Origin of the sequence: Halomonas sp. ND22Bw (assembly GCF_003011945.1) — a bacterium.
Classification (GTDB): Bacteria; Pseudomonadota; Gammaproteobacteria; order Pseudomonadales; family Halomonadaceae; genus Halomonas; species Halomonas halophila.
In genome coordinates this window covers 71,099-97,746 of sequence record NZ_PXWD01000002.1, presented here as the reverse complement: position 1 = coordinate 97,746, position 26,648 = coordinate 71,099, and the positions used below count along the sequence as shown (strand labels likewise).

Genomic DNA, 26,648 nt, shown 5'->3' with positions numbered 1-26,648 from the left:
CGTCAGCGCACGATGCCGCGGGTCGAGGCCTCGATGGAGGCAACAAAGGTCTCGGTCTCCGGCAGCGCGTACTGCGCGCGGATCTCGGTGAGCGCCTGCTCCACGGTCAGGCCCTGTCGATAGACCAGCTTGTAGGCCTCGCCCAGGGCGCGGATCGCCTCGTTGGAGAAGCCGCGGCGGCGCAGGCCGATCAGGTTGAGGCCGTGGGCCGCGGCGGGATTGCCGTTGATCATCACGTAGGCCGGCGTGTCCTTGGTGATGATCGAACCGCCGCCGGCCATGGCATGCTCGCCGAAGTGGCAGAACTGGTGGATCGCCGACAGCCCGCCGATGATCGCGAAGTCGCCCAGCTTGACGTGGCCGGCCAGGGTCACCTGGTTGGCCAGGATGCAGTCGTCGCCGATCACGCAGTCATGGCCGACGTGAACGTAGGCCATGAACAGGTTGCGCGAGCCGATGGTGGTCTCGCCGCGATCCTGGACGGTGCCACGGTGCAGGGTCACGCCCTCGCGCACGACGTTGTCGTCGCCCATCACCAGGCGGGTGGGCTCGCCGGCGTACTTCTTGTCCTGGCATTCCTCGCCGACCGAGGCGAACTGGAAGACCCGGTTGCGCTCGCCGATCACCGTCGGGCCCTGGATCACCACATGGGGGCCGATGCGCGAGCCGGCGCCGATCTCGACGTCGGCGCCGATGACGCTGAAGGGGCCGACCTCGACATCATCGGCCAGGCGCGCGGCCGGATCTACGATGGCGGTGGGATGAATCAAGCGACCTTCCTCTCGGCACAGGTGATCTCGGCCTCGCAGGCGACCTCGCCGGCCACGCTGGCCTTGCACTGAAACTTCCAGATGCCGCGCTTCTCGCGGATCACGTCGGCGCGCAGCTCCAGCTGGTCGCCGGGCATCACCGGGCGCTTGAAGCGCACGTTGTCGCTGCCGACGAGATAGTAGACATAGCCGTCGGCGGGCAGCTTGTTGACCGTCTTGAAGCCGAGGATCCCGCAGGCCTGGGCCAGCGCCTCGACGACCAGCACGCCCGGCATGATCGGATGATGCGGGAAATGGCCATTGAAGAACGGCTCGTTGATGCTGACATTCTTGTAGGCAACGATGGATTCGCCATGGGTGAGCTCCGTCACCCTGTCCACCAGCAGGAAAGGATAGCGGTGGGGCAGATATTCCCGAATCTCGTTAATGTCCATTACCATCGTAGCGACCTCTGAAATGACAGAATGCCCCGCATCGCGGGCGCGGCCGTCGCCGCGCGCATGGCGACGGACGGGCGGGGGATTATACCGCCCGAGGGAGCGGCCTCAAGCATCGCGCCCGGCTTTTTCCAGGCGCTGCAGGCGACGGGCGATGTCGTCGAGCTGCTTGAAGCGCACCGCGCTGCGCCGCCACTGGGCGTTCTCCATGGCGCCGGTCCCCGAAGAGTAGACGCCCGGCTCGTGGATCGAGTTGGTGACCAGGCTCATGCCGGTGACCTGGACGCCGTCACAGACCGTCAGGTGGCCGGACAGGCCCACGCCACCGCCCAGCATGCAGTGCCGGCCGACGCGGGTGGAGCCGGCGATGCCGACGCAACCGGCCAGCGCGCTGTGGGCCCCGATCTGCACGTTGTGGGCGATCTGCACCTGGCTGTCGATCTTCACGTCCTCGCCGATCACGGTATCGCCCAGGGCGCCGCGGTCGATGCTCGAGCCACTGCCGACCTCGACGTCGTCCCCCAGCACCACCCCGCCGAGCTGGGCGATCTTTTGCCAGCCGGCGCCATCGTGGGCGAATCCGAAGCCGTCGCCGCCGATCACGCAGCCGCTGTGCAGGATCACCCGGGCGCCGATGCTCACCCCATGGTAGACGGTCACGTTGGCATGCAGTCGCGACTCGGCCCCGATCCGGGTGTCGGCGCCGACCACGCAGCCGGGGCCGATCACCACGCCGTCGCCGAGCTCGACGCCCGCCTCGATCACCGCCTGGGGGCCGACCACCACGCCGTCGCCCAGCCGCGCGTCCTCGGCGACCACCGCGGAGGCGTGCACGCCCGGGGCCTCGCGGCCGGTCAGCGGGTCGAACAGCCGCGACAGCTGGGCGTAGCCCAGGTAGGGGTTGTCGAGGGTCAGGCTCGCCACGGGGCACTCGTCGGCATGGCTCGGGTGCAGCAGCACCGCCGCGGCCCGGGTGCCGGGCAGGTCCTTGAGATAGGCGCGATTGGCCAGGAAGGCGATCTGATCGGGCCCGGCATCGCGCAGCGTGGCCAGGCCACGCACACGGCGCTCGCCGTCACCCTGGAGGCCGGCCCCCAGCTGCGTGGCGATCTCGGCCAGCGTCAGGGAAGGAGAGTCTTGAGTCATGGGAACCCGATGTCGGTGGTGAAAACACTCTGCGCTGGCGGCGAGCGCCGCGCCGGTTCGATATCGACGGGCCCCGACTCCGTCGATGACGCGAGTCGAGGCCCGGGGACCGTGGCGTGAATCGCCCCCTCCCCGTCCCGCGAGGAGGCGGCGCGCCGACGGACCCTGTTAGAAGGTCTGGCCCAGCGAGAACTGGAAGAACTGGGTGTCGTCGTCGCTCTTGGCGTTGAGCGGCTCGGCGATGCTGAAGGTCAGCGGCCCCACCGGCGTCAGCCAGGAGATGCCGAGACCCACGCTGTAGCGTAGCTCGCCCAGGTCGACGCCGGAGCTGCAACTGGACTGACCGGCTTCCTCGTCGCGCACCGCATAGCAGTCGGTGAGGAAGGTGTTGCCGGCGTCCACGAACACCGACGGCTGCACCGAGCGCTTGTCCTCGACGAAGGGCATCGGGAAGATCAGCTCGGCGCCGCCCTCGACCAGCACGTTGCCGCCCAGGGTCCGGTCCTCGTCGGCGTCGCCACCCACGGGCGGCGTGGTATTGGGCCCCAGGGTGTTGCTGGTGAAGCCGCGCACCGATCCCAGGCCACCGGTGTAGAAGTTCTCGTAGAACGGATAGGGATCGTTGCCGATGGTGTCGGCGTAGCCGACCTCGCCGCGCAGCTTGAACGACCAGGTCTGCTCCTCGTTGATCGGGAAGAAGTGCCGGGCGCGGGCGCGCAGCTTGTAGTACTCGGCGTCGCTGCCGGGCACCGCGGTCTCCAGCGACAGGCGCTGGTAGTTGCCGGCGGTGGGCATGATGCCGCGGTTCAGCGCGTTGCGGGTCCAGCTGGCGGTCAGCTTGAAGGCCTGGGCGTTGTCGCCCTGGTCATCGACGTAGCGCTGGATCTCCGACGCCGTGTCCCGATAGGTCTCGATGGTCAGGTCCTCGATGTCGGCGCCGAAGTTGAGCCGGGTCAGCTCGTTGATCGGGTAGCCGAAGTTGATGCCGCCGCCATAGGCATCCGTCGAGTAGGTCGAGATGTCGGAATCCTCGTAGTCGGTCTCGCGGTAGAACAGGTTGTAGCCGCGCGAGATGCCGTCGAGGGTCCAGTAGGGATCGGTGAAGCCGAAGTTCAGGTTGGTGTAGGTGTCGCTGCGCTGGGCGCCGATGTTGACCCGGTTGCCGGTGCCCAGGAAGTTGTTCTGGGACAGCGAGGCGCCATAGATCACGCCGGCGCTCTGGGAGAAACCGATGCTCGCGGAGATCGAGCCGGACGGCTGCTCCTCGACGTTGTAGGTGACGTCGAGCTGGTCGTTGGAGCCGGCCACCGGCTCGGTCTGCACCTCGACCTGCTTGAAGAAGCCCAGCCGCTCCAGGCGCTCCCGGGACTGGCTGATCGACTCGGTGGACGCCGGCGCCCCCTCCATCTGGATCATCTCGCGGCGCAGCACCTCGTCCTGGGTGGTGGTGTTGCCGACGAACTCGATACGACGCACGTAGGCGCGACTGCCCGGCTCGACGCGGAAGGTCAGGTCGACGGTGCCGTCGCTGCGCGTCTCGGGGATGCCGTCGACGTTGGCGAAGGCGAAGCCCTCGGCGCCGAGCCGCGAGCGCAGCGCCTCGGAGGAGGCAGTCACGTCGCTGCGCGAGAAGGTCTCGCCGCTCTGTACTTCGAGCAGATCGCGGGCCTCGCGCTCGGGGATGCGCAGGTCGCCGGCGAAGGCGATGTCGCCGAGGCGGTAGCGCTCGCCCTCGCTGACGTTGATGGTGATGAAGATCTTCGACTTGTCGGGACCGATCGAGACCTGGGTGGAATCGATGGTGAAATTGACGTAGCCGCGATCCAGATAGTACGAACGCAGCCGCTCCAGATCGCCGGACAGCGCCTGACGGGAGTACTCGTCGCTGGAGAACCAGCCGAAGAACCAGCCCGGCTTGTCCTCGAGCTCGAGCACGTCGCGCAGGGTATCGTCGTCGAAGGCCTGGTTGCCGACGATGTTGATCTGGCGGATCTTGGCCACCGCGCCCTCGTCGATGTCGATGTCGACCTGCACGCGACCCTGGCCGAGGTCCTGGACCTCGGTGTCGATGCTGGCACTGTAGCGGCCCTGGGCCTGATAGACGCCGGACAGCTCGCGCTGGATCTCTTCCAGGGTCGAGAGCTGCAGCACCTGCCCCTCGTCGAGGCCGGCCTCGCGCAGGCCACGGCGCAGCTCTTCCTCGGGGATCTGGCTGTTGCCCTCGATGTTGAGGCTGGTGATGGTGGGGCGCTCCTCCACCTCGATGATCAGCACGTCGCCGTCACGGGCCAGCTGGATGTCCTCGAACAGGCCGGTGGCGAACAGCTGTCGGGCCGCCTCGGCCAGCTCGCGGTCATCGACCCGATCGGGTGCATTGACAGGAAAGGCATTGAAGACGGAGGCCGCCGATACGCGCTGCAGCCCCTCCACTCGTATGTCCTTTACGTCGAAGGTTTCCGCCTGTGCCGTGCCGGCACCGGCGAGCAGCAGCGCCGCCAGTCCGATGGTCTTGATCTTCATGCAGTCGATTCGCTCGCGTTGATCTGCCTACCTGTCCAGACAGGCACCTTATACATTTGCACGGGCAACTGACAAGCCAGGAGCCGGTTACCAGAGCCGCATCAGGTCGAAATACAGCGCCATCAGCATCAGGGTGCCGACCAGCGCCAGGCCGACGCGCAGACCGATGGCCTGGGTGCGTTCGGACACCGGCCGCCCGCGGACCGCCTCCACCAGGTAATACAGCAGGTGGCCGCCGTCGAGCACCGGGATCGGCAGCAGGTTGAGCACGCCGAGGCTGATCGACAGATAGGCCAGGAAACTGACGAAGCTCTCGAGCCCGGAGCGGGCCGAGTCGCCGGCGATGCGGGCGATGGTGATCGGTCCGGAGAGGTTCGACGGCGAGATCAGCCCGACCAGCATCTTGCGGATCGCATCCAGGGTCAGCACGGTCATCTCGCCGGTGCGCGACACGGCCTGCCCCACGGCGGCCAGGGGGCCGTAGCGGATCTCGCGGCGGTATTCTTCCGGCCAGGGCACCGAGGCCACGCCGGCGCCCACATGTCCGATGGTGGTGCCGTCGTCGAGGGTCCGGGGGCGCGGCGTCAGCGACAGCGAGCGACGCTCGCCGTCGCGCGCCACGCTGAGCGACAGGGCCTCGCCGGGCCGCCCGCGGACCCGCTGGACGAAGTCGCCCCAGTCGGCCACCGGTTCGCCGTCGACGGCCAGGATCTCGTCGCCGGCCGCGAGGCCTGCCTCGGCCGCCGGCTCGCCGTCCACCACCTGGCCGAGGACCGCGGGGATCTGCGGGCGCCAGGGCGTCACGCCGAGGGTCTGCAGCGGCCGAGGCGGATCCTGACGCACCAGCCAGTCCTGCACCGGCAGGCGATGCTCCCGGACCCGGCTGTCGCCCTCGTCGCGGGCGCTCACCGTCAGCTCGCCGCTGGCCCCGATGGCCGATACCAGCTCGAGGTTGATGTCTTCCCAGGAACGAACGCTGGCCCCTCGCACCGCGGTGATCTCCTGCCCGGCGGCGAGACCGCCGCGAGCGGCCGGCGAGTCGGGTGCGACCTCGCCGATCACCGGCACCACGGTGGTGGTCCCGGCGACGAACAGCAGCCAGTAGGCGACCAGCGCCAGCAGGAAGTTGGCCAGCGGTCCGGCAACGACGATGGCGATGCGCCGCCAGACGCCCTGGCGATTGAAGGCCAGGTGGCGCTCGTCGTCGGGGACCGGCGCCTCGCGCTCGTCGAGCATCTTGACGTAGCCGCCCAGGGGAATCGCCGCCACGGCGAATTCGGTGCCGTGGCGGTCGACCCGCGACCACAGCGGCTTGCCGAAGCCCACGGAGAAGCGCAGCACCTTGACGCCACAGCGCCGGGCGACCCAGAAGTGGCCGAACTCATGGAAGGTGATCAGCAGGCCGAGCACCACGATCACGGCCAGCACGTTCTGGATCAGACCCATGGCTATCTCCGGTGAAGTTGTCGAAAGTCGGCGCTAGCGGCGCCCCAGCCGGGCCTCGGCCTCGCGGCGCGCCCGGGCATCGGCGTCGAGGATGCCCGCCAGCTCGGTGGCCGGCTCCGGCGGGCAGGCCTCGCGCACCCGCGAGACCAGCTCGCCGATTCCGGCGAAGCCCAGCCGGCCGTCGAGGAAGGCCTCCACGGCCACCTCGTTGGCGGCGTTGAGCACCGCCGGCGCCGTGCCGCCGTCCTTCATGGCCTCGCGGGCCAGCCGAAGGCAGGGGAAGGCGGCCTCGTCGGCGGGCTCGAAGTCGAGCCGTGCGACCTGGAAGAGATCGAGCGCCTCCACGCCGGCATCGAGGCGCTCGGGCCAGGACAGTCCGTAGGCGATCGGGGTACGCATGTCCGGGTTGCCCAGCTGGGCCAACACCGAGCCATCGGCGTAGGCGGCCATGGAATGGATCACGCTCTGCGGATGCACCACCACCTGGATCTGCGACGGCCGAGCGTCGAACAGCCAGCAGGCCTCGATCAGCTCGAGCCCCTTGTTCATCAGGGTGGCGCTGTCCACCGAGATCTTGCGCCCCATCGACCAGTTGGGATGGGCGCAGGCCTGCTCGGGGGTGACGCCGGCCAGCGCCTCGGCCGACCAGCCGCGGAAAGGGCCGCCCGAGGCGGTCAGCAGCAGCTGGGTGACGCCGTGGCGCGCGAGTCCGCCGCGATGTTCGACGGGTAGACACTGATAGATGGCGTTATGTTCGGAATCGATCGGCAGCAGGGTCGCGCCGTGACGGTCCACCGCGTCCATGAACAGCGCCCCGGACATCACCAGCGCTTCCTTGTTGGCCAGCAGCACCCGCTTGCCGGCCCGCACCGCGGCGAGCGTCGGCAGCAGTCCGGCGGCGCCGACGATGGCCGCCATGACCACGTCGACCTCCGAGGCCTCGCTGACCTCGACCAGCGCCTCCGGGCCGCAGCGCACCTCGGTGACAAGCCCCGCCTCGCCCAGCCGCTCGCGCAGCCAGGCGGCGTCTTCCTCGCGCTCGAGCACGGCCAGCGCCGGGGCGTGGACACGACACTGGGCCAGCAGCGTCTCGCGGGAGCGATGGGCGGTCAACGCATGGACCCGGTAGCGCTCGGGATGGCGGGCCAGCACGTCCAGGGTGCTGACGCCGATCGACCCGGTGGCGCCGAGCACGGTGACGGACTGCGGCCGACTCATGCGCCGAGTCCTCCCGCCAGCAGCGCGAACAGCGGCACCGCGGCGCACAGGCTGTCGATGCGATCGAGCACCCCGCCGTGACCGGGCAACAGCTGGCTGGAGTCCTTGATGCCGCGATGGCGCTTGAGCATGCTCTCGAGCAGGTCGCCGACCACCGAGGCCAGGGTGACCACGGCGGTGGCGGCCACCAGCACCAGGGTGGCGCCGAGCGACAGGGCCTGCCAGTCGGCGAACACCAGCGCCAGCAGCCCGGTCACCACCAGGCCGCCGATGACGCCCTCGCGGGTCTTGCCGGGGCTGACCCGGGGCGCCAGCTTGCGTTGGCCGAGCGACTTGCCGACGAAGTAGGCGCCGATGTCGGCGCCCCACACCAGCAGCAGCACGAACAGCAGCCACACGCCGCCGGTCTCGTGCAGCACGTTGAAGCCGACCCAGGCCGGCAGCAGCACCCACAGCCCCATGGCCAGACGCATGGCGGTGGAGCGCCACTGGGCGAGGCGCGCCGGATAGCCGACCACCCAGCGCAGGTTGACGAGCCAGCCCAGGGCCCCGAGCCACAGCGGCCAGCTCGCCAGGTGCTGGCCGGTCAGGCCCAGCAGCGCCATCAGCGCGCCCAGCCCCAGCACCGGCTTCCAGCGACGGGCGCCGGCCTCGAGGCCGGCCAGGTTGGCCCATTCCCAGGCCCCGAGCAGCACGATGGCCGCGGTGAACAGCGCGAAGGCGATGCCGTCGAGCCCGAACAGCCCGACCAGCGCCAGCGGGGCCAGCCAGGCGGCGGTGAGAATGCGTTGTTTAAGCACCTTGCTGAGCCTCGACCTGTTCGTCGGTCATGCCGAAACGGCGCTTGCGCCCGGCGAAGTCGGCCAGGGCCGCGTCGAAGGCCTCGCCGTCGAAATCGGGCCACAGCAGCGGCGAGAAGTACAGCTCGGCGTAGGCCAGCTGCCAGAGCAGGAAATTGGAGATGCGCTTCTCGTCGCTGGTACGGATGCACAGGTCCACCGGGGCGGTGAGACTCAGTTCGGCGCCGAGCGACGCCTCGTCGATCGCCTCGGGGGCCAGCTCGCCCTCGGCGACCCGCTCGCCCAGCCGCCGGGCGGCCTGGGCGATGTCCCACTGGCCACCGTAGTTGGCGGCGATCACCAGGTGCAGCCCCCGGTTGTCGCCGGTCAGCGCCTCGGCCTGCTCGATGTGCTTCTGAATGGACGTCGAGAAACCGCTGCGATCGCCGATCACCGAGAGGCGGATATCGTGCTGGTGCAGCTTCTTGACCTCGCGCTTGAGCGCGATCAGGAACAGCTCCATCAGGGCGTTGACCTCGACGGCGGGCCGCTTCCAGTTCTCGCTCGAGAAGGCGAACAGCGTCAGGGTCTCGATGCCGCGCTCGGCGGCGCGGCGGATCACCGCGCGCACGGCCTCGACGCCGGCATGATGGCCGCGCACGCCGGACATGCCGCGCGCCCTGGCCCAACGGTTGTTGCCGTCCATGATGATGGCGACGTGATGCGGCAGGCGATCCCCGTCGGCACGGGGCTGGGGAGACTGGGGTGACGTCATGATGTCTCGCATGGCGGGTGGGACGGGGCGCTCCATGAACGGCGACCCCGAAGGGGCCGCCGGCCCGTCCGTCAGACCTGCATCAGGTCGTGTTCCTTGGATTCCAGGGTCTTGTCGATCTCGGCGACGACCTTGTCGGTCAGCTTCTGGATGGCGTCCTCACCCTGACGAGCCTCGTCCTCGGTGATGTCCTTGTCCTTCAGCAGCGCCTTGATGTCGCCATTGGCGTCGCGGCGCACGTTGCGCACCGCCACCCGGGCGTTCTCGGCTTCCTGACGCGCCTGCTTGATGTAGCCCTTGCGGGTCTCCTCGGTGAGCATCGGCATCGGCACGCGGATCACGTTGCCGGCGCTCGCCGGGTTGAGGCCCAGCTCGGCGGTCATGATGGCCTTCTCGACCTTCGGCACCATCTGCTGTTCCCAGGGCACCACGGTCAGGGTCCGGGCATCCTCGATGTTGACCGAGGCCACCTGGTTGATCGGCACCTGGCCGCCGTAGTAATCGACGGTCACCGCATCCAGGATGCTGGGGTGCGCCCGGCCGGTGCGGATCTTGTTGAAGTTGTGATGAAGAGCGTCGAGGCTCTTCTTCATGCGACTCTCTGCGTCCTTCTGGATCTCGTCAATCACGTTCTCACCCTCTGTCAATCAGCGTGCCTTCCCGGCCGCCTACCACCAGGTTCAGCAGCGCCCCCGGCTTGTTCATGTTGAACACGCGCACCGGCATGTCATGGTCCCGCACCAGGCAGATGGCGGTCAAATCCATGACCCCGAGCTTCTGGTCGATCGCGTCATCGTAGGACAGCTGCTCGTACTTGACCGCATCGGGATACTTGACCGGGTCCTTGTCGTACACCCCGTCCACCTTGGTGGCCTTGACCACCACGTCGGCGTCGATCTCGATGCCGCGCAGGCAGGCCGCGGAGTCGGTGGTGAAGAAGGGGTTGCCGGTCCCCGCGGAGAACATCACCACGTCGCCGGAGGTCAGGTAGCGAATCGCCGTGCGGCGATCATAGTGCTCCACCACGCCACTCATGGGAATCGCCGACATCACCCGCGAGCGGATGTTGGAGCGCTCCAGCGCGTCGCGCATCGCCAGGGCGTTCATCACCGTGGCCAGCATGCCCATGTGGTCGCCGGTGACCCTCTCCATGCCGGCCTCGTGCAGCGCGGCGCCGCGGAACAGATTGCCACCGCCGACCACGATGCCGACCTGGACGCCGATGCCGACCAGCTGGCCGATCTCCAGCGCCATGCGGTCCAGCACCTTGGGGTCGATGCCGAATTCGGCGTCGCCGGTCAGGGCCTCCCCGGACAGCTTGAGCAGGATGCGCTTGTACTTAGAGACCTCGGCGCGAGGCTTGTCGGTCTTGGTGGAAAGTGGCTCGGCACTGCTCATGGCATGTCTCCCGGAAACTCGAGGAATCTGGATGGCCGGATGCACCGGCCGGATACGCGAAGGCGTGCGCTCTCGCGCACGCCATCTTCATGCTGGAACCGGCTGGCGCCTTAGCTGCGCTGTGCCTGTTCCATGACTTCCTTGGCGAAGTCGACCTCTTCCTTCTCGATGCCTTCGCCCACTTCGAAGCGGGTGAAGCCAATGACCTCGCCACCGGCGGCCTTGACGTACTCGGCCACGGTCTGGTTCGGATCCTTGACGAAGGCCTGCTCGGTCAGGCTGTTCTCGGCCAGGTACTTCTTCAGGCGGCCCTGGACCATCTTCTCGGCGATCTGCTCCGGCTTGCCGGCCATGTCCGGCTGGGCCAGGATGATCGCCTTCTCGGCGTCCAGCTTGTCCTGCGGCATGTTTTCCGGCAGCGCGACGGCCGGGTTGATGGCGGCCACGTGCATGGACACGTCCTTGGCGGCCTCGGCGGTGCCACCCTTCAGGGTGGTCAGCACGCCGATGCGGCCGCCGTGGACGTAGGCGCCCACGAGACCGCCTTCCGGTGCGTCGACGACGACGCTGCGACGCACGCCGATGTTCTCGCCGATCTTCTGCACCAGCTGCTCGCGCGCTTCTTCCAGCTCGCCTTCCATGATAGCGGCGACGTCTTCGCTCTTGGCGGCGAAGAAGGCATCGGCCACGCGGTCGGCGAAGGCGGTGAAGTTGTCGTCGCGGGCGACGAAGTCGGTCTCGGAGTTGATCTCGACCATCACGCCGTAGCTGCCGTCTTCGGCAACGCGGGTGACGACGGCGCCTTCGGCGGCGGTACGGCCGGCCTTCTTGGCGGCCTTGAGACCGGAGTTCTTGCGCAGGTTCTCGATCGCGGTGTCGATGTCACCGCCGGCCTCGGTGAGGGCCTTCTTGCACTCCATCATGCCGAGCCCGGTGCGCTCGCGAAGTTCCTTGACCTGAGAGGCGCTGATAGCTGCCATGGTAGTGTCCTCTGAATGGTTCGACCTGGAATGTGGAAACCGGGCCTGAGCCCGGCACGTCCATTACCCGCCCTAAGGCGCGGCGCTTGAGCCGCTCCCGACGCCGGCCGACGCGTTCGCCGGCCGGCACCCGGGCGGACCGACGATCACTCGGCGGCGGCGTCGCTGGCGTTGTCTTCGGTGACCTCGACGAACTCGTCGGGACGACCTTCCTTCGCACGCGCGCAGGCGTCGGCGATGGCCTTGACGTAGATCTGGATGGCGCGGATGGAGTCATCGTTGCCCGGGATCACGTAGTCGACGCCGTCCGGATCGGAGTTGGTATCCACCACGCCGATGACCGGGATGCCCAGCTTGTTCGCCTCGTTGATGGCGATGCGCTCGTGATCGACGTCGATCACGAACAGCGCGTCGGGCAGGCCGCCCATGTCCTTGATACCGCCGATGGAACGCTCGAGCTTGTCCTGCTCGCGGGTCGCCATCAGGACTTCCTTCTTGGTCAGCTTCTCGAAGGTACCATCTTCGTGCATGGTCTCGAGTTCGCGCAGACGCTTGATGGACTGACGGATCGTCTTGAAGTTGGTCAGCATGCCGCCGAGCCAGCGATGATTCACGTAGGACTGGCCGACGCGGTTGGCCTCTTCCTTGACGATCTTGCTGGCGCTGCGCTTGGTACCGACGAACAGGATCTTGTTGTTCGCGGCGGCCATCTTCTCGATCACCTCGATGGCCTCGTTCAGGGCCGGGAGGGTATGCTCGAGGTTGATGATGTGAATCTTGTTACGAGCGCCGAAGATGAACTTGCTCATCTTCGGGTTCCAGTAACGGGTCTGGTGACCGAAGTGGGCGCCTGCCTTCAGCAGGTCACGCATGTTGACGTGTGCCATGGATGACTCCTGGTAAATCGGGTTAGGCCTCCATGCACCCCATGGATCCGACCGACGGACGCGCCGACGGCACCCGGGACCATGTGCCGGTGCATGTGTGTTTTCAAGGCATTGCGTTGATAAATACAGTCGCGCCCTGACAACGCCGAGGCGCCGCTCGGGCGGCGGGGGATCGGCGATTGCAGGAAAGCGCGCAGCTTTATACCATGGATCACTCTCAAGATGAAGTCGCCCGACGCCTCCCGCGCCCTCGACCCCGGCGACACCACCTCCGAATTCCGAGATTCCATGAACGTACCCATCAAGACGCCCGACGAGATCGAGAAGATGCGTGAAGCCGGCCGCCAGGCCGCCAGCGTGCTCGAGATGATCGCCCCCTACGTCCAGGCCGGCGTCAGCACCGGCGAGATCGATCGGCGCTGCCACGACTACATCGTCGACGAGCTCGGCTCCACGCCCGCCCCGCTGAACTACCACGGCTTCCCCAAGTCCGTGTGCACCTCGATCAATCACGTGGTCTGCCATGGCATCCCCGACGACGGCAAGAAGCTGAAGAAGGGCGACATCATGAACCTGGACGTCACGGTGAAGACCCCCGACGGCTACCACGGCGACTCCAGCGTGATGTTCATCGTCGGCGAGAGCATCCAGGGCAGCCGCCTGTGCCGCGTCACCCAGGAGTGTCTCTACAAGAGCATCGCCCTGGTGCGCCCCGGCGTCCACCTCTCGGAACTGGCCCGCGTCATCCAGCAGCACGCCGAGGCCAACGGCTACTCGGTGGTGCGCGACTTCTGCGGCCACGGCATCGGCGCCGGCTTCCACGAGGACCCGCAGGTGCTGCACTACGACGGCTACGCCCCGGAGGCGGACATCGCCCTCGAGGAAGGCATGTGCTTCACCATCGAGCCGATGATCAACGTGGGCGACCATCGCACCAAGGTGCTGCGCGACGGCTGGACCGCGGTCACCAAGGACAAGGGGCTCACCGCCCAGTGGGAGCACACCCTGCTGGTCACCGCCAACGGCGTGGAGGTGCTGACCGCGCGCAGCGACGAAGACCTCGCCTTCCTCGCCCACTGAGCCGGCCGCCATGCTGCTGCACCACTACGCCTTCACGCCCGACGAGAGCCTGTTCGACGTCGAGGCGTTCCGCGCCGAGCTGAGCGGCAGCCGTTCGCCGATCGCGCCGTTCAAGGCGGCGCTGGCCGAGATCCAGGCCCGCCTCGACGAACGCTTCCACGCCGGCGCCGACATCCGCGATCTGGTGCACGGCCGCGCCTGGTGCCTCGACCGCCTGCTGGCGCTGGCCTGGCAGCAGCATGACTGGCCCGACGGTATCGCCCTGCTGGCCGTGGGGGGTTACGGCCGCGGCGAACTGCACCCGCATTCCGACATCGACCTGCTGCTGCTGCTCGAACAGGAGGACGACGAGCCCTTCCGCGAGCCGCTGACCGCCTTCATCACCTTCCTGTGGGACATCGGCCTGGAGATCGGCCACAGCGTGCGCTCGCTGTCGGACTGCGAGCGCGAGGCCGCCGCCGACGTCACGGTGATCACCAACCTGCTCGAGTCGCGCACCCTGGCCGGCCCCGAGCGGCTGCGCGAGGCAATGCAGGACCGCATCGCCACCGAGCGGCTGTGGCCGGCGGATCGCTTCTTCGAGGCCAAGTGGCAGGAGCAGATCGCCCGCCACTACCGCTTCAACAACTCCGAATACCACCTCGAGCCCAACATCAAGAGCTCGCCCGGCGGGCTGCGCGACATCCAGATGATCGGCTGGGTCGCCAAGCGCCACTTCGCCACCGAGCGCTACGAGGACATGGTCGACATCGGCTTCATGAACGACGCCGAGCTGCGCATCCTCAGCCAGGGGCAGGCCTTCCTGTGGCAGGTCCGCTACGCCCTGCACATGCTCACCGGGCGCGCCGAGGACCGCCTGCTGTTCGACCACCAGGCCACCATCGCCGAGCTGTTCGGCTATCGGGACACCCCGGAGCGCCTCGCCGTCGAGCAGTTCATGAAGCGCTACTACCGGCACGTGACCGCGCTCGCCGGCCTCAACGACATGCTGCTGCAGCACTTCGACGAGGCCATCCTGCGCGGCGGCGAGCCCCTCGAGACGGTGCCGCTCAACGCCCGCTTCGAGATCACCGGCGGCTACATCCAGGCCCGCACGCGAACGGTGTTCCGCGAGGCGCCCTCGGCGCTGCTCGAACTGTTCCTGCTGATGGCCGAACATCCCGAGATCGAGGGCGTGCGCGCGGACACCATCCGCCTGATCCGCGACCACCGCCACCTGATCGACGACCGCTACCGCGAGGACCCGCGCCACCAGCGGCTGTTCATGGCCCTGCTGCGCTCCAGCGGCAACGTCGCCCGCCAGCTGCGGCGCATGAACCGCTACGGGGTGCTCGGCAAGTACCTGCCGGTGTTCGGCCAGGCCGTGGGCCTGATGCAGCACGACCTGTTCCACATCTACACCGTGGACGCCCACACCCTGCGGCTGCTGAAGTGCTTCCACAACTTCCGCAAGCCCGAGGCCCGCGAGACCTACCCGGTGGCCGCCACCCTCATCGCGCAGCTGCCCAAGCTGGAACTGCTGTGGATCGCCGGACTGTTCCACGACATCGGCAAGGGCCGCGGCGGCGATCACTCGCTGATCGGCGCCCGCGACGTCGAGGCCTTCGCCGCCCTGCACGGCCTGTCCGGCCGCGACACCCGACTGGTGGCCTGGCTGGTGGAGCACCACCTGCTGATGTCGATGGTCGCCCAGAAGCGCGACATCAGCGACCCGGAGGTGATCAGCGAGTTCGCCCGCGAGGTCGGCGACGAGACGCGCCTGGACTACCTCTACGTGCTGACCGTGGCCGACATCACCGCCACCAACCCGACGCTGTGGAACGGCTGGCGCGCCTCGCTGCTGCGCCAGCTCCACGCCGAGACCAAACGCGCCCTGCGCCGCGGGCTCGAGAACCCGCTGGAGCGCGACGACTCGGTGCGCGAGACCCGCGACGAGGCCCACTCCCTGCTGGCCACGGTGGGCGCCGACATGGCCCGCGTCGACCGACTGTGGGAATCGCTCGGCGAGGAGTACTTCCTGCAGTACGCCCCCAGCGAGATCGCCTGGCAGACCCAGGGCATCCTCGCCCACCGGGACAGCGCGCTGCCGCTGGTGATGATCAGCGCCCCCACCGCCGACATGGCCGAAGGCGGCACCAAGGTCTTCATCCACACCCGCTCGGTGGACAACCTCTTCGCCGCCACCTCCGCGGCCATGGAGCAGCTGGGCCTGTCGATCCACGACGCCCGCATCGCCACCTCGAGCAACGACTGGACGCTCAACACCTTCATCGTGCTCGACGACGACAACCTGGCGATCCGCGAGCCCGCCCGGCTGGAGGAGATCCATCGCCACCTGGTGGAGGAACTCGACGACCCGGACGACTATCCGCAGATCGTCAGCCGCCACACCCCGCGCCAGCTCAAGCACTTCCGGGTGCCCACCCAGGTCACCATCGAGCAGGATCCGACCGGCGGGCGCACCCTGCTGGAGCTCACCGCCCCGGACCGTCCCGGCCTGCTGGCCCGGGTCGGGCGCATCTTCATGGAGCAGCACATCGCGCTCTCGGCGGCCAAGATCGCCACCCTGGGCGAGCGGGTCGAGGACGTGTTCTTCATCACCGACCGGGACGGCGAGCCGATCACCGACCCCGAGCGCCAGCAGCGCCTGCGCGAGCGGCTGATCGAGACGCTCGACATCCGCGGCTGAGACCTCGTTTGAGGCCCCACCGGGGCTTCCCTATAATCGGCGTCTTGCCCAGCGCTCGATCGAACCACCAGCATCATAACGACGCCGACAACGGCCCCCACTGGACGCGCCATGAACCCCGATCTCGACGCCCTGCAGCCCTACCCCTTCGAGAAGCTCGCCGCCCTCAAGGCCGACGTGACGACGCCCGAGGGCCTGGTGCACCTCCCCCTGACCATCGGCGAGCCGCGCCACGCGCCCTATGCCGGCGCCCTGGAGGCGCTGACCGCGCACATCGGCGACATGGCCCGCTATCCGGCCACCCCCGGCACGCCCGAGCTGCGCGGCGCCATCGCCGACTGGGCCAAGCGGCGCTTCGCCCTCGAGGACCTCGACGCCGGCACCCAGGTGCTGCCGGTCAACGGCACCCGCGAGGCGATCTTCGCCTTCGTCCAGGCGGCCCTGGACCGCCGCCGCCCGGCGCGGGTCGCGGTGCCCAACCCCTTCTACCAGATCTACGAGGGCGCCACCCTGCTGGCCGGCGGCACGCCGCTCTATCTGGACTGCCGCGCCGAGCACGGCTTCCGCCCCGACCTGGACGCCGTGCCGGCCGAGACCTGGCGCGACGTGCAGATCGTCTTCACCTGCTCGCCGGGCAACCCCACCGGCGCGGTGACGCCGCTCGACGAGCTCAAGCAACTGATCGCCCTGGCCGACGAACACGACTTCATCGTCGCCGCCGACGAGTGCTACTCGGAGCTCTACCTGGACGAGGCCGCCCCGCCCCCGGGGCTGCTGCAGGCCTGCGCCGAGCTCGGCCGCCACGACTACCGGCGCTGCCTGGTGTTCCATTCGCTGTCCAAGCGCTCCAACCTGCCGGGGCTGCGTTCGGGCTTCGTGGCCGGCGACGCCGAGCTGCTGGCGGCCTTCCGCCGCTACCGCACCTATCACGGCTGCGCCATGTCGCTGCCGCTGCAGCACGCCTCGATCGCCGCCTGGAACGACGAGGCCCACGTGCTCGCCAACCGAGGCGCCTATCGCGAGAAGTTCGCCGCGGTGACCGAGATCCTCGCCCCGGTGATGGACTTCCCCGCGCCCGAGGCCAGCTTCTACCTGTGGCCGGCGGTGCCCGGCGGCGACGACGAGGCCTTCACCCGTTCGCTGTTCGCCGAGCAGCACGTCAGCGTGCTGCCGGGCAGCTACATGGGCCGCCCCGGCGCCGACGGCGTGAACCCCGGCGCCGGCCGCATCCGCCTGGCGCTGGTGGACGAACTCGACGCCACCGTCGAGGCCGCCCGCCGCCTGCGCCGCCACGTCGAACGACACGCCTGATTCAGGAGAGACCGCCATGATGACGCTGTTCGGCATCAAGAACTGCGATACCTGCCGCAAGGCGCGCAAGGCCCTGGAAGGCAAGGGTCAGCCCTTTCAGTTCCATGACCTGCGCGAGGACGGCCTGTCCGCCCCGCTGCTCGAGCACATCCTCGAGCGGGTGCCGGTGCTGACCCTGCTCAACAAGCGCAGCACCACCTGGCGCCAGCTGCCCGACGAGGACAAGGCCGATATCGACGGCGACAAGGCCCGCCAGCTGATGATGGCCAACCCCACCCTGATCAAGCGCCCGCTGCTCGATACCGGCGACGACATCCTCGTCGGCTATCGCGACGGCGACTACGACAATCTCTAGGCGGCCCCCGGCCGACCTGAACTCCATCGAGAGGACCCCCACATGCTCAGCTTTGCACTCGGAATCGGCACCCAGAACACCCAGGGCGACTGGCTGGAGATCTACTACCCGGCGCCGCTGCTGAACCCGGACGCCGCCCTGGTCGAGGCCGCCGCCAAGGTGCTCGACGCCCCCGCCGGCAACGCCGCCGTCAGCTTCCTGCCCGAGCAGTGCGCCGCGCTCGCCGAGGCCCTGAAGGCCGCCGGCCACGCCGACCAGGCCGAGCTCGCCGAGGCCATGGCGGCCAGCCAGCGTCCGCTGGTGGCGACCTTCATCGCCGAGGACCTGCCGCCGCAGAGCGCTCCGGAGGTCTACCTCAAGCTGCACCTGCTGTCGCACCGCCTGGTCAAGCCCCACGGCACCGACCTGACCGGCATGTTCGGCCTGCTGCGCAACATCGCCTGGTCCAGCGAAGGCCCGATCGACATCGAGGAGCTGCCGGCCCGTCGCCTCAAGGCGCGCCTGGAAGGCCGCACCCTGTCGGTGGACTGCGTCGACAAGTTCCCCAAGATGACCGACTACGTGGTGCCGACCGGCGTGCGCATCGGCGACACCGCCCGCGTTCGCCTGGGCGCCTACCTCGGCGAGGGTTCCACCGTGATGCACGAGGGCTTCGTCAACTTCAATGCCGGCGCCGAAGGCCCGGGCATGATCGAAGGCCGCATCTCCGCCGGCGTGATGGTCGGCAAGGGCTCCGACCTGGGCGGCGGCTGCTCCACCATGGGCACCCTGTCCGGCGGCGGCAACATCATCATCAAGGTCGGCGAAGGCTGCCTGATCGGCGCCAACGCCGGCATCGGCATCCCGCTGGGCGATCGCTGCACCGTCGAGGCCGGCCTCTACATCACCGCCGGCGCCAAGGTCGCCGTGCTCGATGACCAGGGCCAGGAAGTCGAGGTCGTGGCCGCCCGCGAGCTGGCCGGCCAGGACGACCTGCTGCTGCGCCGCAATTCCCAGAACGGCCGCATCGAGTGCCTGACCAACAAGAGCGCCATCGCGCTCAACGAAGCCCTGCACGCCCACAACTGAGCCCTGCCCCGGCGCCTCACGGCGCCGGGGGACGGCCCGCCGGAATCCCGCATGACCTCGACCAGCTCCGACCCTACGCTCTCCCCGACCCTCGAACTCGCCATGGCGCTGATGCGCCGCCCCTCCGTGACCCCCGATGACCTGGGCTGCCAGGACCTGATGATCGAACGCCTGGAGCGCCTGGGCTTCGACATCGAGCGCCTGCCGTTCGGCGACGTCGAGAACTTCTGGGCGGTGCGCGGCCATCACGGCCCGGTGCTGGCCTTCGCCGGCCATACCGACGTGGTGCCGAGCGGCCCCGAGGTCAACTGGGAGCACCCGCCCTTCGCGCCCTGCATCGATGACGACGGCATGCTGTGCGGCCGCGGCGCCGCCGACATGAAGGGCAGCCTGGCCGCCATGGTCACCGCCGTGGAGCGCTTCGTGACCGCCCATCCCGATCATCCGGGGCGCCTGGCCTTCTTGATCACCTCCGACGAGGAAGGCCCGGCGGTGGACGGCACCCGCGCCGTGGTCGAGCACCTGCGCGAGTCCCACGACCGCCTCGACTACTGCATCGTCGGCGAGCCCTCCTCCACCGACCGACTCGGCGACGTGATCAAGAACGGCCGGCGCGGCTCGCTGGGCGGTGTGCTGCACGTCAGGGGCGTGCAGGGCCACGTGGCCTACCCGCACATGGCGCGCAACCCGATCCACGAGGTCGCCCCGGCGCTGGACGCCCTGGTGCGCGAGCACTGGGACGGCGGCAACGCGTTCTTCCCGGCGACCAGCTTCCAGGTCTCCAACATCCGTTCCGGCACCGGTGCCACCAACGTGATTCCGGGCGAGGTGGAGGTGGTGTTCAACTTCCGCTACTCCACCGCGCTGACCCACGAGACGCTGCGCCAGCGCACCGAGGCGATCCTCGAGGCCCACGGCCTGGACTTCCACATCGACTGGACCCTCAACGGCGAGCCCTTCCTGACCTCGGAAGGCGCGCTGGTGGAGGCCGCGGTCGGCGGCGTCGAGGACGTGATGGGCCATCGCCCCGAGCTGTCCACCGCCGGCGGCACCTCCGACGGCCGCTTCATCGCCACCCTGGGCAGCCAGGTGGTCGAGCTCGGCCCGCGCAACGACACCATCCACAAGGTCAACGAACGGGTCCGCGCCGCCGACCTCGACGACCTCAGCCAGGTCTATGAAGCGATCATGACCCGGCTGTTCGTCGACGGCACGTCACGCCCCTGAGGACACCATGGAACGCTATCCCGACATCGAGATCTATCTGGCCCGCGTCGAGCCCGACGCCCTGAACGCCTGGCTCGGCGAGACCCTCGACGCCGCGCCGCTGAAGCCGGCCGGCAAGCACCGCTGGCGCACCCAGGGCCGCCACGACGGGGCCGAGATCCCGGTGCTGCTGGTCGAGAAGGCCGCCGACGGCTTCGCCAGCCTGTGGCTGGACAGCGCCGAATCGCCCTGGCCCACCGACAGCGACCTCGCCCGCGCCGCCGCCGCGCGACTCGGCTGCGAGGTACGCTGCTCGCTGGGCGGCTGGCAGCCCGGCGACGACCCGGACCGCTTCCTGCAGGTGCTGCCGGACGGCCTTGAAGCCACCATCGACTGGCCCGACTCGGGGCAGTGAGCCGAAACGACATCGCCCCGCGGATGCGGGGCGATGTCGTTAAGTGCTGAGATACAGAGCTACCAGAAAGCTGGCGAGCGAAGGCCAGACAAGGCAAAAATCGACGAAAAGACGGAGTTTACTGAAGTAAATGAGTACTTTGAGTCGATTTTTAACGCCGTATGGCCGAGCGCAGCCGCTTTCCTCTCACGTAATGACGGTGACGTCGTCGGCCTGCAATCCCCGATCATTGCGCGAGACGTGATACTTCACCTTCTGCCCCTCGGCCAGGGTGCGATGACCGCGGCCGCGGATGGCACGGAAATGGACGAAGACATCCTCGCCGCTGTCACGGGTGATGAAGCCATAGCCCTTGTTGACGTTGAACCACTTGACCTCGCCGATCTCGCGGCCGTCGTCCTCGACCTCGGCGATGTTGGACAGCTGGGGCGTCAGGGCGTTGATCGCCAGGGTGGCCACCAGCATCAGCAGGAAGACCGCCAGGGCCGCCGCGACATAGACCACCGCCAGACCGCCGACCTCGAGGCTGGCGAACAGCTCGCGGGACAGCTCACCACCGGTGAGATGGACGAACAGCGCGATCAGCAGCGGCGCCGGCGCGGCCAGCAGCAGACTGACGATACTGCAACGAAACACGACCTTTCGATTCATAAACCTCGGATGCTCTCTTGTCATTGGGAACGGATGTGATGGGGGCGAGGCACCGAACGACCCGCAGGCCGCCCTCGACCCGACTGCGCCAGCCGCGTTCGCTGCATCGGCGAACGGGGCCACGACAGACCGCACCAGGACGAGCCTTGACACGGTATAAGGAGTCTATCATGCACGACGACGACACGCCCTCCGACGCCGCGGCGCGGCTGGAGGCCCTGGAGAGCCGGCTGGCCTACCAGGAACACTGGCTGGATACCCTGGACCGCACGGTGGCCACCCAGGAAAAGCGCCTGATGCAGCTGGAGCGCCTCAACGAGCTGATGCAGCACAAGCTGCGCGAACAGCGCCAGGCACTCCAGGAAGCGGAGACAGCGACACCCCGCCCGGAGGACGAGGTGCCGCCGCATTACTAGCGATTAGCGTGATGCCGGAGGCCCGACAGGCGGGCCTCAAGCCTCAGAGCGTTTCCAGGTAGCGCTCGGCGTCCAGGGCCGCCATGCAGCCGGTGCCGGCGGAGGTCACCGCCTGGCGGTAGACGTGGTCCATGACGTCGCCGGCGGCGAACACGCCCGGCACGCTGGTGGCGGTGGCGTTGCCCTCGAGGCCGGACTGCACCTTGATGTAGCCGCCGGCCATGTCCAGCTGGCCCTCGAAGATGCCGGTGTTGGGGCTGTGGCCGATGGCGATGAACACGCCCGGCGCGCCGATCTCACGCGTGCTGCCGTCCTCGGTGGACTTCAGCCGCGCCCCGGTGACGCCGCTGTTGTCGCCCAGCACCTCGTCCAGGGTGTGGTTCCAGATCAGCTCAACGTTGCCGTTCTCGGCCTTCTCGAACAGCTTGTCCTGGAGGATCTTCTCGGCGCGCAGGCTGTCGCGGCGGTGCACCAGGGTGACCTTGGAGGCGATGTTGGAGAGGTACAGCGCCTCTTCCACGGCGGTGTTGCCGCCGCCGACCACCACGACCTCCTGGTTGCGGTAGAAAAAGCCGTCGCAGGTGGCGCAGGCGGAGACGCCCTGGCCCATGAACTGCTGCTCGGAGTCCAGCCCCAGATAGCGGGCGCTGGCGCCGGTGGCGATGATCAGGGCGTCGCAGGTGTAGGTGCCGTTGTCGCCCTTCAGGGTGTAGGGCTTCTCGCGCAGCTCGACCTCGTGGATATGGTCGAACAGCACCTCGGTGTCGAAGCGCTCGGCGTGGCGCTTCATGCGTTCCATCAGCTCGGGGCCCTGCACGCCGGTGTCATCGCCCGGCCAGTTGTCCACGTCGGTGGTGGTGGTCAGCTGGCCGCCGGCCTGAATGCCGGTGATCAGCAGCGGCTTAAGATTGGCGCGGGCGGCGTAGACGGCGGCGGTGTAGCCGGCGGGGCCGGAACCGAGGATGATCAGGCGTTCGTGGCGCGCTTCGCTCATGGGGAACCTCGCAGGTCTCGAAAGGGGTGGGGCAACGGGCTTGGCGATGGCGGCGAGCCGTCGGCATCGCGAAGGCCGCTGTAGGAGGCGAGGGGCGGCCCGCAGGCCGCCCCGGGGGACATCGCACGGGCTTAGAGGGCGCCGGCGTGGTTGCCCAGGTAGCTCGCGACACCTTCGGCGGTGTCCTTCATGCCTTCCTGGCCTTCGTCCCAGCCGGCCGGGCAGACTTCGCCGTTCTGCTGGTGGAACTGCAGGGCCTTGACCATGCGCAGCATCTCGTCGACGTTGCGGCCCAGCGGCAGGTTGTTGACGACCTGGTGCTGGACGACGCCGTTCTCGTCGATCAGGAAGGAACCGCGCATGGCGACGCCGGCTTCCGGATGCTCGATGCCGTAGGCCTGGGTGATCTCGTGCTTGACGTCGGCCACGATCGGGAAGCCGACTTCACCGATGCCGCCCTTCTCCGGCGAGGTCAGGCGCCAGGCGTGGTGGGTGAACTGGGAATCGATGGAGACACCGATCACCTCGACGCCGAGCTCCTTGAACTGCGCCAGACGGTTGTCGTGGGCGATGATCTCGGACGGGCACACGAAGGTGAAGTCCAGCGGCCAGAAGAACAGCACGCGGAGCTTGCCGTTGCTGTCGGACAGCTTGAAGTTGTCGACGATCTCGCCGTTGCCGAGGACGGCGGCGGCTTCGAAATCGGGTGCTTGACGTCCAACCAGTACGCTCATGCAGATCTCCTTGAGTGAGTGATGGCATTCATGGGGGTAAAAGCGGAATGCCTACGCTAGGTCAGGCATCCTCGCCGCACCACCGAAGCGAGTCAATGGCGCGGATAGGCAAAATCGATGACCGGCAGCGGCGGCGCGCACGCACGCCGCGGCGGCTCACAGCACTTGTCTTCACAGTACTTCGTCGTCGCGTCCCAGGGTCAGCGACTCGAGCTCGCCGCCGACCAGCGACACCTCGATGCGCATCTGGATCGGCGAACAGCACTGCGGGCAGTCTTCCCAGGTCGTGTGGCTGCCCTGGGAAAGGTCGACCAGCAGGTCGAAGCCGGTGTCGCAGTAGGGGCAGCGCACCGCGTGGCTGTCCAGCGCTTCCTCGTGCACGTCTGTCTCCCCCGGCCGGGTCAATGCCTCGTTAGATGGGGCGCCGCGGCCGTCTTTTCAAGGGCGCCGGGCCCGCCGTCGGCGCGATGGTTGAAAAGGCCATCTATCATGACCATGTAATCGATAGCGGACCAGGATGGTTCGATCTTTCCCGCCGTGACAGGAGGACCCCATGAGCACTTCGTCCCTACCGGAGACGCTGCAGACCCTCGACGCCGCCGGCACCACCTTTCACTACCATAGCCTGCCCAAGGCCGCCGAGACGCTGGGCAACATCGATCGCCTGCCGATGACGCTGAAGATCCTGCTGGAGAACCAGCTGCGCTTCGCCGACCAGGAAGGCGTCGAGCGCGAGGACATGCAGGCGCTGGTCGACTGGCAGAAGACCGCCTCGTCCGATCGCGAGATCGGCTACCGCCCGGCCCGGGTGCTGATGCAGGACTTCACCGGCGTGCCGGGCGTGGTCGACCTGGCCTCGATGCGCGCCGCGGTCGAGACCCTCGGCGAGCAGCCCTCGCGCATCAATCCCCTGTCGCCGGTGGACCTGGTGATCGACCACTCGGTGATGGTCGATCACTTCGGCGACCCCAGCGCCTTCAAGGACAACGTCGCCATCGAGATGGAGCGCAACCGCGAACGCTACGAGTTCCTGCGCTGGGGCCAGCAGGCCTTCGACAACTTCCGCGTGGTGCCACCGGGCACCGGCATCTGTCACCAGGTCAACCTCGAGTACCTGGGCAAGACGGTGTGGACCAAGGAAGAAGACGGCAAGACCTTCGCCTACCCCGACACCCTGGTCGGCACCGACTCCCACACCACCATGATCAACGGCTTGGGCGTGCTCGGCTGGGGCGTCGGCGGCATCGAGGCCGAGGCGGCCATGCTCGGCCAGCCGGTATCAATGCTGATCCCCGAGGTGGTGGGCTTCAAACTCACCGGCAAGCTGCGCGAGGGCATCACCGCCACCGACCTGGTGCTGACGGTGACCCAGATGCTGCGCAGCCGCGGCGTGGTCGGCAAGTTCGTCGAGTTCTACGGCGATGGCCTCAAGGACCTGCCGCTGGCCGACCGTGCCACCATCGCCAACATGGCCCCGGAATACGGCGCCACCTGCGGCTTCTTCCCGGTCGACGACGAGACCCTCACCTACATGCGCCTGACCGGCCGCGACGAGGAGCAGATCGCCCTGGTCGAGGCCTACTGCAAGGCCCAGGGGCTGTGGCGCGAGCCCGGCGCCGAACCGGTCTTCAGCGACACCCTCGAGCTCGACATGGGCGACGTCGAGGCCAGCCTGGCCGGCCCCAAGCGGCCCCAGGACCGCGTCACCCTGGCCGACATGCCGACGGCCTTCGCCAAGGTGATGGAGGACGACGGCAAGCCGCTCGGCGAATCCACCGAGAACGGCAAGCTGATGTCCGAGGGCGGCCAGACCGCGGTGGGCGTCGAGGAGAGCTACGAGCACCACGACAGTCAGGAGGTCGACCTCGAGGGCGAGGCCTTCCGCCTCGACCCCGGCGCGGTGGTGATCGCCGCCATCACCTCCTGCACCAACACCTCCAATCCCAGCGTGATGATGGCCGCCGGCCTGCTGGCGCGTAACGCCCGGGAGCGCGGGCTCGACACCAAGCCCTGGGTCAAGACCTCGCTGGCCCCCGGTTCCAAGGTGGTCACCGACTACCTGGCCGCCGGCGGCGTGCAGGACGACCTCGACGCCCTGGGCTTCAACCTGGTCGGCTACGGCTGCACCACCTGCATCGGCAACTCCGGCCCGCTGCCCGGTCCGATCGAGCAGGCGATCACCGACGGCGACCTGACCGTGGCCTCGGTGCTGTCAGGCAACCGCAACTTCGAGGGCCGCGTCCATCCGCAGGTGAAGACCAACTGGCTGGCCTCGCCGCCCCTGGTGGTGGCCTACGCCCTGGCCGGCAACGTGCGCAAGGACCTGGCCCGCGACCCGCTGGGCATCGACCGCCACGGCAAGCCGGTCTACCTGCAGGACATCTGGCCCTCCCAGGCCGAGATCGCCGAGGCGGTGGAACAGGTCCGCACCGAGATGTACCGCAAGGAGTACGCCGAGGTGTTCGAGGGCGACGAGGTGTGGAAAGCCATCGACGTCCCCGAGAGCGAGGTGTACCAGTGGGACGAGGATTCCACCTACATCCAGCACCCGCCGTTCTTCGAGGGCATGGGCCGCGACCCCGCCCCCACCGAGGACGTCCACCGCGCCCACGTGCTGGCCATGCTCGGCGACTCGGTGACCACCGACCACATCTCGCCGGCCGGTGCCATCAAGCCCGACAGCCCGGCGGGGCGCTATCTGCAGGAGCGCGGCGTCAAGCCGGTGGACTTCAACTCCTACGGCTCGCGGCGCGGCAACCACGAGATCATGATGCGCGGCACCTTCGCCAACGTGCGCATCAAGAACGAGATGCTCGACGGCGTGGTCGGCGGCGAGACCCGCCACGTACCCTCCGGCAAGCAGATGGCCATCTATGACGCGGCCATGCAGTACCAGCAGGAAGGCACGCCGCTAGTGGTGATCGCCGGCAAGGAATACGGCACCGGCTCCTCCCGCGACTGGGCCGCCAAGGGCACCCGGCTGCTCGGCGTGCGCGCCGTGCTGGCGGAGTCCTACGAGCGTATCCACCGTTCCAACCTGATCGGCATGGGCGTGGTGCCGCTGCAGTTCCCCGAGGGCGAGACCCGCGAGACCCTGGGCCTGACCGGCGACGAGCGCGTCTCCATCAAGGGCCTCGACGATCTCGCCCCGGGCGGCAAGGTCGAGGTGACCATCGAGAGCGACAAGGGCGAGCAGACGTTCGAGGCGCTGTGCCGCATCGATACCGCCAACGAGCTGGAGTACTACCGCCACGGCGGCATCCTGCACTACGTGCTGCGCAAGATGATCGGGTCGGCCTGATTCGCTGATTCCATAGCACCATGAAAAAGCCCCCGCCGGGTTACCGGCGGGGGCTTTCATTCTTTAGCATTA

At 68.3% G+C, this 26,648-nt stretch carries 25 protein-coding genes; 9 read left to right on the top strand and 16 right to left on the bottom strand.

What is annotated here, in order from left to right; all coding sequences use genetic code 11:
* Positions 1 to 2 precede the first annotated feature (2 nt).
* The 12 genes from lpxA to rpsB form a co-directional block, all read right to left on the bottom strand.
* Positions 3 to 770, bottom strand: a complete 768-nt coding sequence (gene lpxA, locus CVH10_RS03370) for an acyl-ACP--UDP-N-acetylglucosamine O-acyltransferase (RefSeq protein WP_035592691.1) — start codon at positions 768 to 770, stop codon at positions 3 to 5.
* Positions 767 to 1,210 carry a 3-hydroxyacyl-ACP dehydratase FabZ gene (gene fabZ / locus CVH10_RS03365; protein ID WP_026068244.1) on the bottom strand — a complete coding sequence of 148 codons (444 nt, stop codon included), beginning with the start codon at positions 1,208 to 1,210 and terminating at the stop codon, positions 767 to 769. The genes lpxA and fabZ overlap by 4 nt, the downstream gene beginning before the upstream one ends.
* Before the next feature lie 105 nt (positions 1,211 to 1,315).
* Positions 1,316 to 2,353, bottom strand: a complete 1,038-nt coding sequence (gene lpxD / locus CVH10_RS03360; RefSeq protein WP_106487819.1) for a UDP-3-O-(3-hydroxymyristoyl)glucosamine N-acyltransferase — start codon at positions 2,351 to 2,353, stop codon at positions 1,316 to 1,318.
* A gap of 168 nt (positions 2,354 to 2,521) precedes the next feature.
* Positions 2,522 to 4,873: an outer membrane protein assembly factor BamA gene (bamA, locus tag CVH10_RS03355; RefSeq protein WP_181244348.1), complete on the bottom strand. Its 2,352-nt coding sequence runs from the start codon at positions 4,871 to 4,873 to the stop codon at positions 2,522 to 2,524.
* 87 nt (positions 4,874 to 4,960) lie between these two features.
* Positions 4,961 to 6,319: a sigma E protease regulator RseP gene (gene rseP, locus CVH10_RS03350; RefSeq protein ID WP_035592695.1), complete on the bottom strand. Its 1,359-nt coding sequence runs from the start codon at positions 6,317 to 6,319 to the stop codon at positions 4,961 to 4,963.
* A gap of 33 nt (positions 6,320 to 6,352) precedes the next feature.
* On the bottom strand, positions 6,353 to 7,537 hold the full coding sequence (gene ispC, locus CVH10_RS03345; RefSeq protein WP_106487818.1) for a 1-deoxy-D-xylulose-5-phosphate reductoisomerase: 1,185 nt from the start codon (positions 7,535 to 7,537) through the stop codon (positions 6,353 to 6,355).
* Positions 7,534 to 8,337 (bottom strand): phosphatidate cytidylyltransferase, encoded by an 804-nt coding sequence (locus CVH10_RS03340; RefSeq protein ID WP_106487817.1) that lies wholly within the window; start codon positions 8,335 to 8,337, stop codon positions 7,534 to 7,536. Before CVH10_RS03340 ends, ispC begins: the two co-directional genes overlap by 4 nt.
* Positions 8,330 to 9,091 carry a polyprenyl diphosphate synthase gene (gene uppS / locus CVH10_RS03335; protein WP_035592808.1) on the bottom strand — a complete coding sequence of 254 codons (762 nt, stop codon included), beginning with the start codon at positions 9,089 to 9,091 and terminating at the stop codon, positions 8,330 to 8,332. Before uppS ends, CVH10_RS03340 begins: the two co-directional genes overlap by 8 nt.
* A gap of 71 nt (positions 9,092 to 9,162) precedes the next feature.
* Positions 9,163 to 9,720 (bottom strand): ribosome recycling factor, encoded by a 558-nt coding sequence (gene frr, locus CVH10_RS03330; RefSeq protein ID WP_035592699.1) that lies wholly within the window; start codon positions 9,718 to 9,720, stop codon positions 9,163 to 9,165.
* Between the two features lie 4 nt (positions 9,721 to 9,724).
* Positions 9,725 to 10,489 carry a UMP kinase gene (gene pyrH / locus CVH10_RS03325; protein WP_016853451.1) on the bottom strand — a complete coding sequence of 255 codons (765 nt, stop codon included), beginning with the start codon at positions 10,487 to 10,489 and terminating at the stop codon, positions 9,725 to 9,727.
* 110 nt (positions 10,490 to 10,599) lie between these two features.
* On the bottom strand, positions 10,600 to 11,469 hold the full coding sequence (gene tsf / locus CVH10_RS03320) for a translation elongation factor Ts (protein WP_016853450.1): 870 nt from the start codon (positions 11,467 to 11,469) through the stop codon (positions 10,600 to 10,602).
* 146 nt (positions 11,470 to 11,615) lie between these two features.
* Positions 11,616 to 12,356: a 30S ribosomal protein S2 gene (gene rpsB / locus CVH10_RS03315; RefSeq protein WP_035592703.1), complete on the bottom strand. Its 741-nt coding sequence runs from the start codon at positions 12,354 to 12,356 to the stop codon at positions 11,616 to 11,618.
* 288 nt (positions 12,357 to 12,644) lie between these two features.
* On the opposite strand from rpsB, the gene map reads away from it, so the two are divergent.
* From map to CVH10_RS03280, 7 genes are all read left to right on the top strand, one after another.
* Complete coding sequence (gene map, locus CVH10_RS03310; RefSeq protein WP_035592810.1) at positions 12,645 to 13,436, top strand: type I methionyl aminopeptidase; 792 nt, start codon at positions 12,645 to 12,647, stop codon at positions 13,434 to 13,436.
* 10 nt (positions 13,437 to 13,446) lie between these two features.
* A complete protein-coding gene (locus CVH10_RS03305) occupies positions 13,447 to 16,125 on the top strand; it encodes a [protein-PII] uridylyltransferase (protein WP_106487816.1) in 2,679 nt (892 codons plus the stop codon).
* 111 nt (positions 16,126 to 16,236) lie between these two features.
* Positions 16,237 to 17,436 carry a succinyldiaminopimelate transaminase gene (dapC, locus tag CVH10_RS03300; RefSeq protein ID WP_106487815.1) on the top strand — a complete coding sequence of 400 codons (1,200 nt, stop codon included), beginning with the start codon at positions 16,237 to 16,239 and terminating at the stop codon, positions 17,434 to 17,436.
* Positions 17,437 to 17,452: 16 nt separating this feature from the next.
* On the top strand, positions 17,453 to 17,791 hold the full coding sequence (locus CVH10_RS03295; protein ID WP_035592707.1) for an arsenate reductase: 339 nt from the start codon (positions 17,453 to 17,455) through the stop codon (positions 17,789 to 17,791).
* Between the two features lie 42 nt (positions 17,792 to 17,833).
* On the top strand, positions 17,834 to 18,859 hold the full coding sequence (gene dapD, locus CVH10_RS03290; RefSeq protein WP_046078371.1) for a 2,3,4,5-tetrahydropyridine-2,6-dicarboxylate N-succinyltransferase: 1,026 nt from the start codon (positions 17,834 to 17,836) through the stop codon (positions 18,857 to 18,859).
* Between the two features lie 51 nt (positions 18,860 to 18,910).
* The gene (gene dapE / locus CVH10_RS03285) at positions 18,911 to 20,086 is read left to right on the top strand and encodes a succinyl-diaminopimelate desuccinylase (protein ID WP_106487814.1); all 1,176 of its coding nucleotides are present in this window, start codon (positions 18,911 to 18,913) and stop codon (positions 20,084 to 20,086) included.
* A 7-nt stretch (positions 20,087 to 20,093) separates the two neighbouring features.
* Complete coding sequence (locus tag CVH10_RS03280) at positions 20,094 to 20,480, top strand: hypothetical protein (RefSeq protein ID WP_035592713.1); 387 nt, start codon at positions 20,094 to 20,096, stop codon at positions 20,478 to 20,480.
* Positions 20,481 to 20,666: 186 nt separating this feature from the next.
* On the opposite strand, the gene CVH10_RS27210 is transcribed toward CVH10_RS03280, so the two are convergent.
* The gene (locus tag CVH10_RS27210; RefSeq protein WP_016853440.1) at positions 20,667 to 21,131 is read right to left on the bottom strand and encodes a cold-shock protein; all 465 of its coding nucleotides are present in this window, start codon (positions 21,129 to 21,131) and stop codon (positions 20,667 to 20,669) included.
* 170 nt (positions 21,132 to 21,301) lie between these two features.
* On the opposite strand from CVH10_RS27210, the gene CVH10_RS03270 reads away from it, so the two are divergent.
* Entirely contained in the window at positions 21,302 to 21,547 is a 246-nt protein-coding gene (locus tag CVH10_RS03270) for a SlyX family protein (RefSeq protein WP_106487813.1), read from the top strand.
* 43 nt (positions 21,548 to 21,590) lie between these two features.
* Here CVH10_RS03270 and trxB read toward each other — a convergent pair whose 3' ends face one another.
* The 3 genes from trxB to CVH10_RS03255 form a co-directional block, all read right to left on the bottom strand.
* Positions 21,591 to 22,541 carry a thioredoxin-disulfide reductase gene (trxB, locus tag CVH10_RS03265; protein ID WP_035592717.1) on the bottom strand — a complete coding sequence of 317 codons (951 nt, stop codon included), beginning with the start codon at positions 22,539 to 22,541 and terminating at the stop codon, positions 21,591 to 21,593.
* 131 nt (positions 22,542 to 22,672) lie between these two features.
* Positions 22,673 to 23,275, bottom strand: coding sequence for a peroxiredoxin (locus CVH10_RS03260; RefSeq protein ID WP_106487812.1), 603 nt, complete (start codon positions 23,273 to 23,275; stop codon positions 22,673 to 22,675).
* Positions 23,276 to 23,446: 171 nt separating this feature from the next.
* Entirely contained in the window at positions 23,447 to 23,656 is a 210-nt protein-coding gene (locus tag CVH10_RS03255) for a CPXCG motif-containing cysteine-rich protein (protein WP_035592719.1), read from the bottom strand.
* Between the two features lie 172 nt (positions 23,657 to 23,828).
* Here CVH10_RS03255 and acnA point away from each other — a divergent pair, with 172 nt between their 5' ends.
* Positions 23,829 to 26,576 carry an aconitate hydratase AcnA gene (gene acnA / locus CVH10_RS03250; protein WP_106487811.1) on the top strand — a complete coding sequence of 916 codons (2,748 nt, stop codon included), beginning with the start codon at positions 23,829 to 23,831 and terminating at the stop codon, positions 26,574 to 26,576.
* Positions 26,577 to 26,648: the final 72 nt, after the last annotated feature.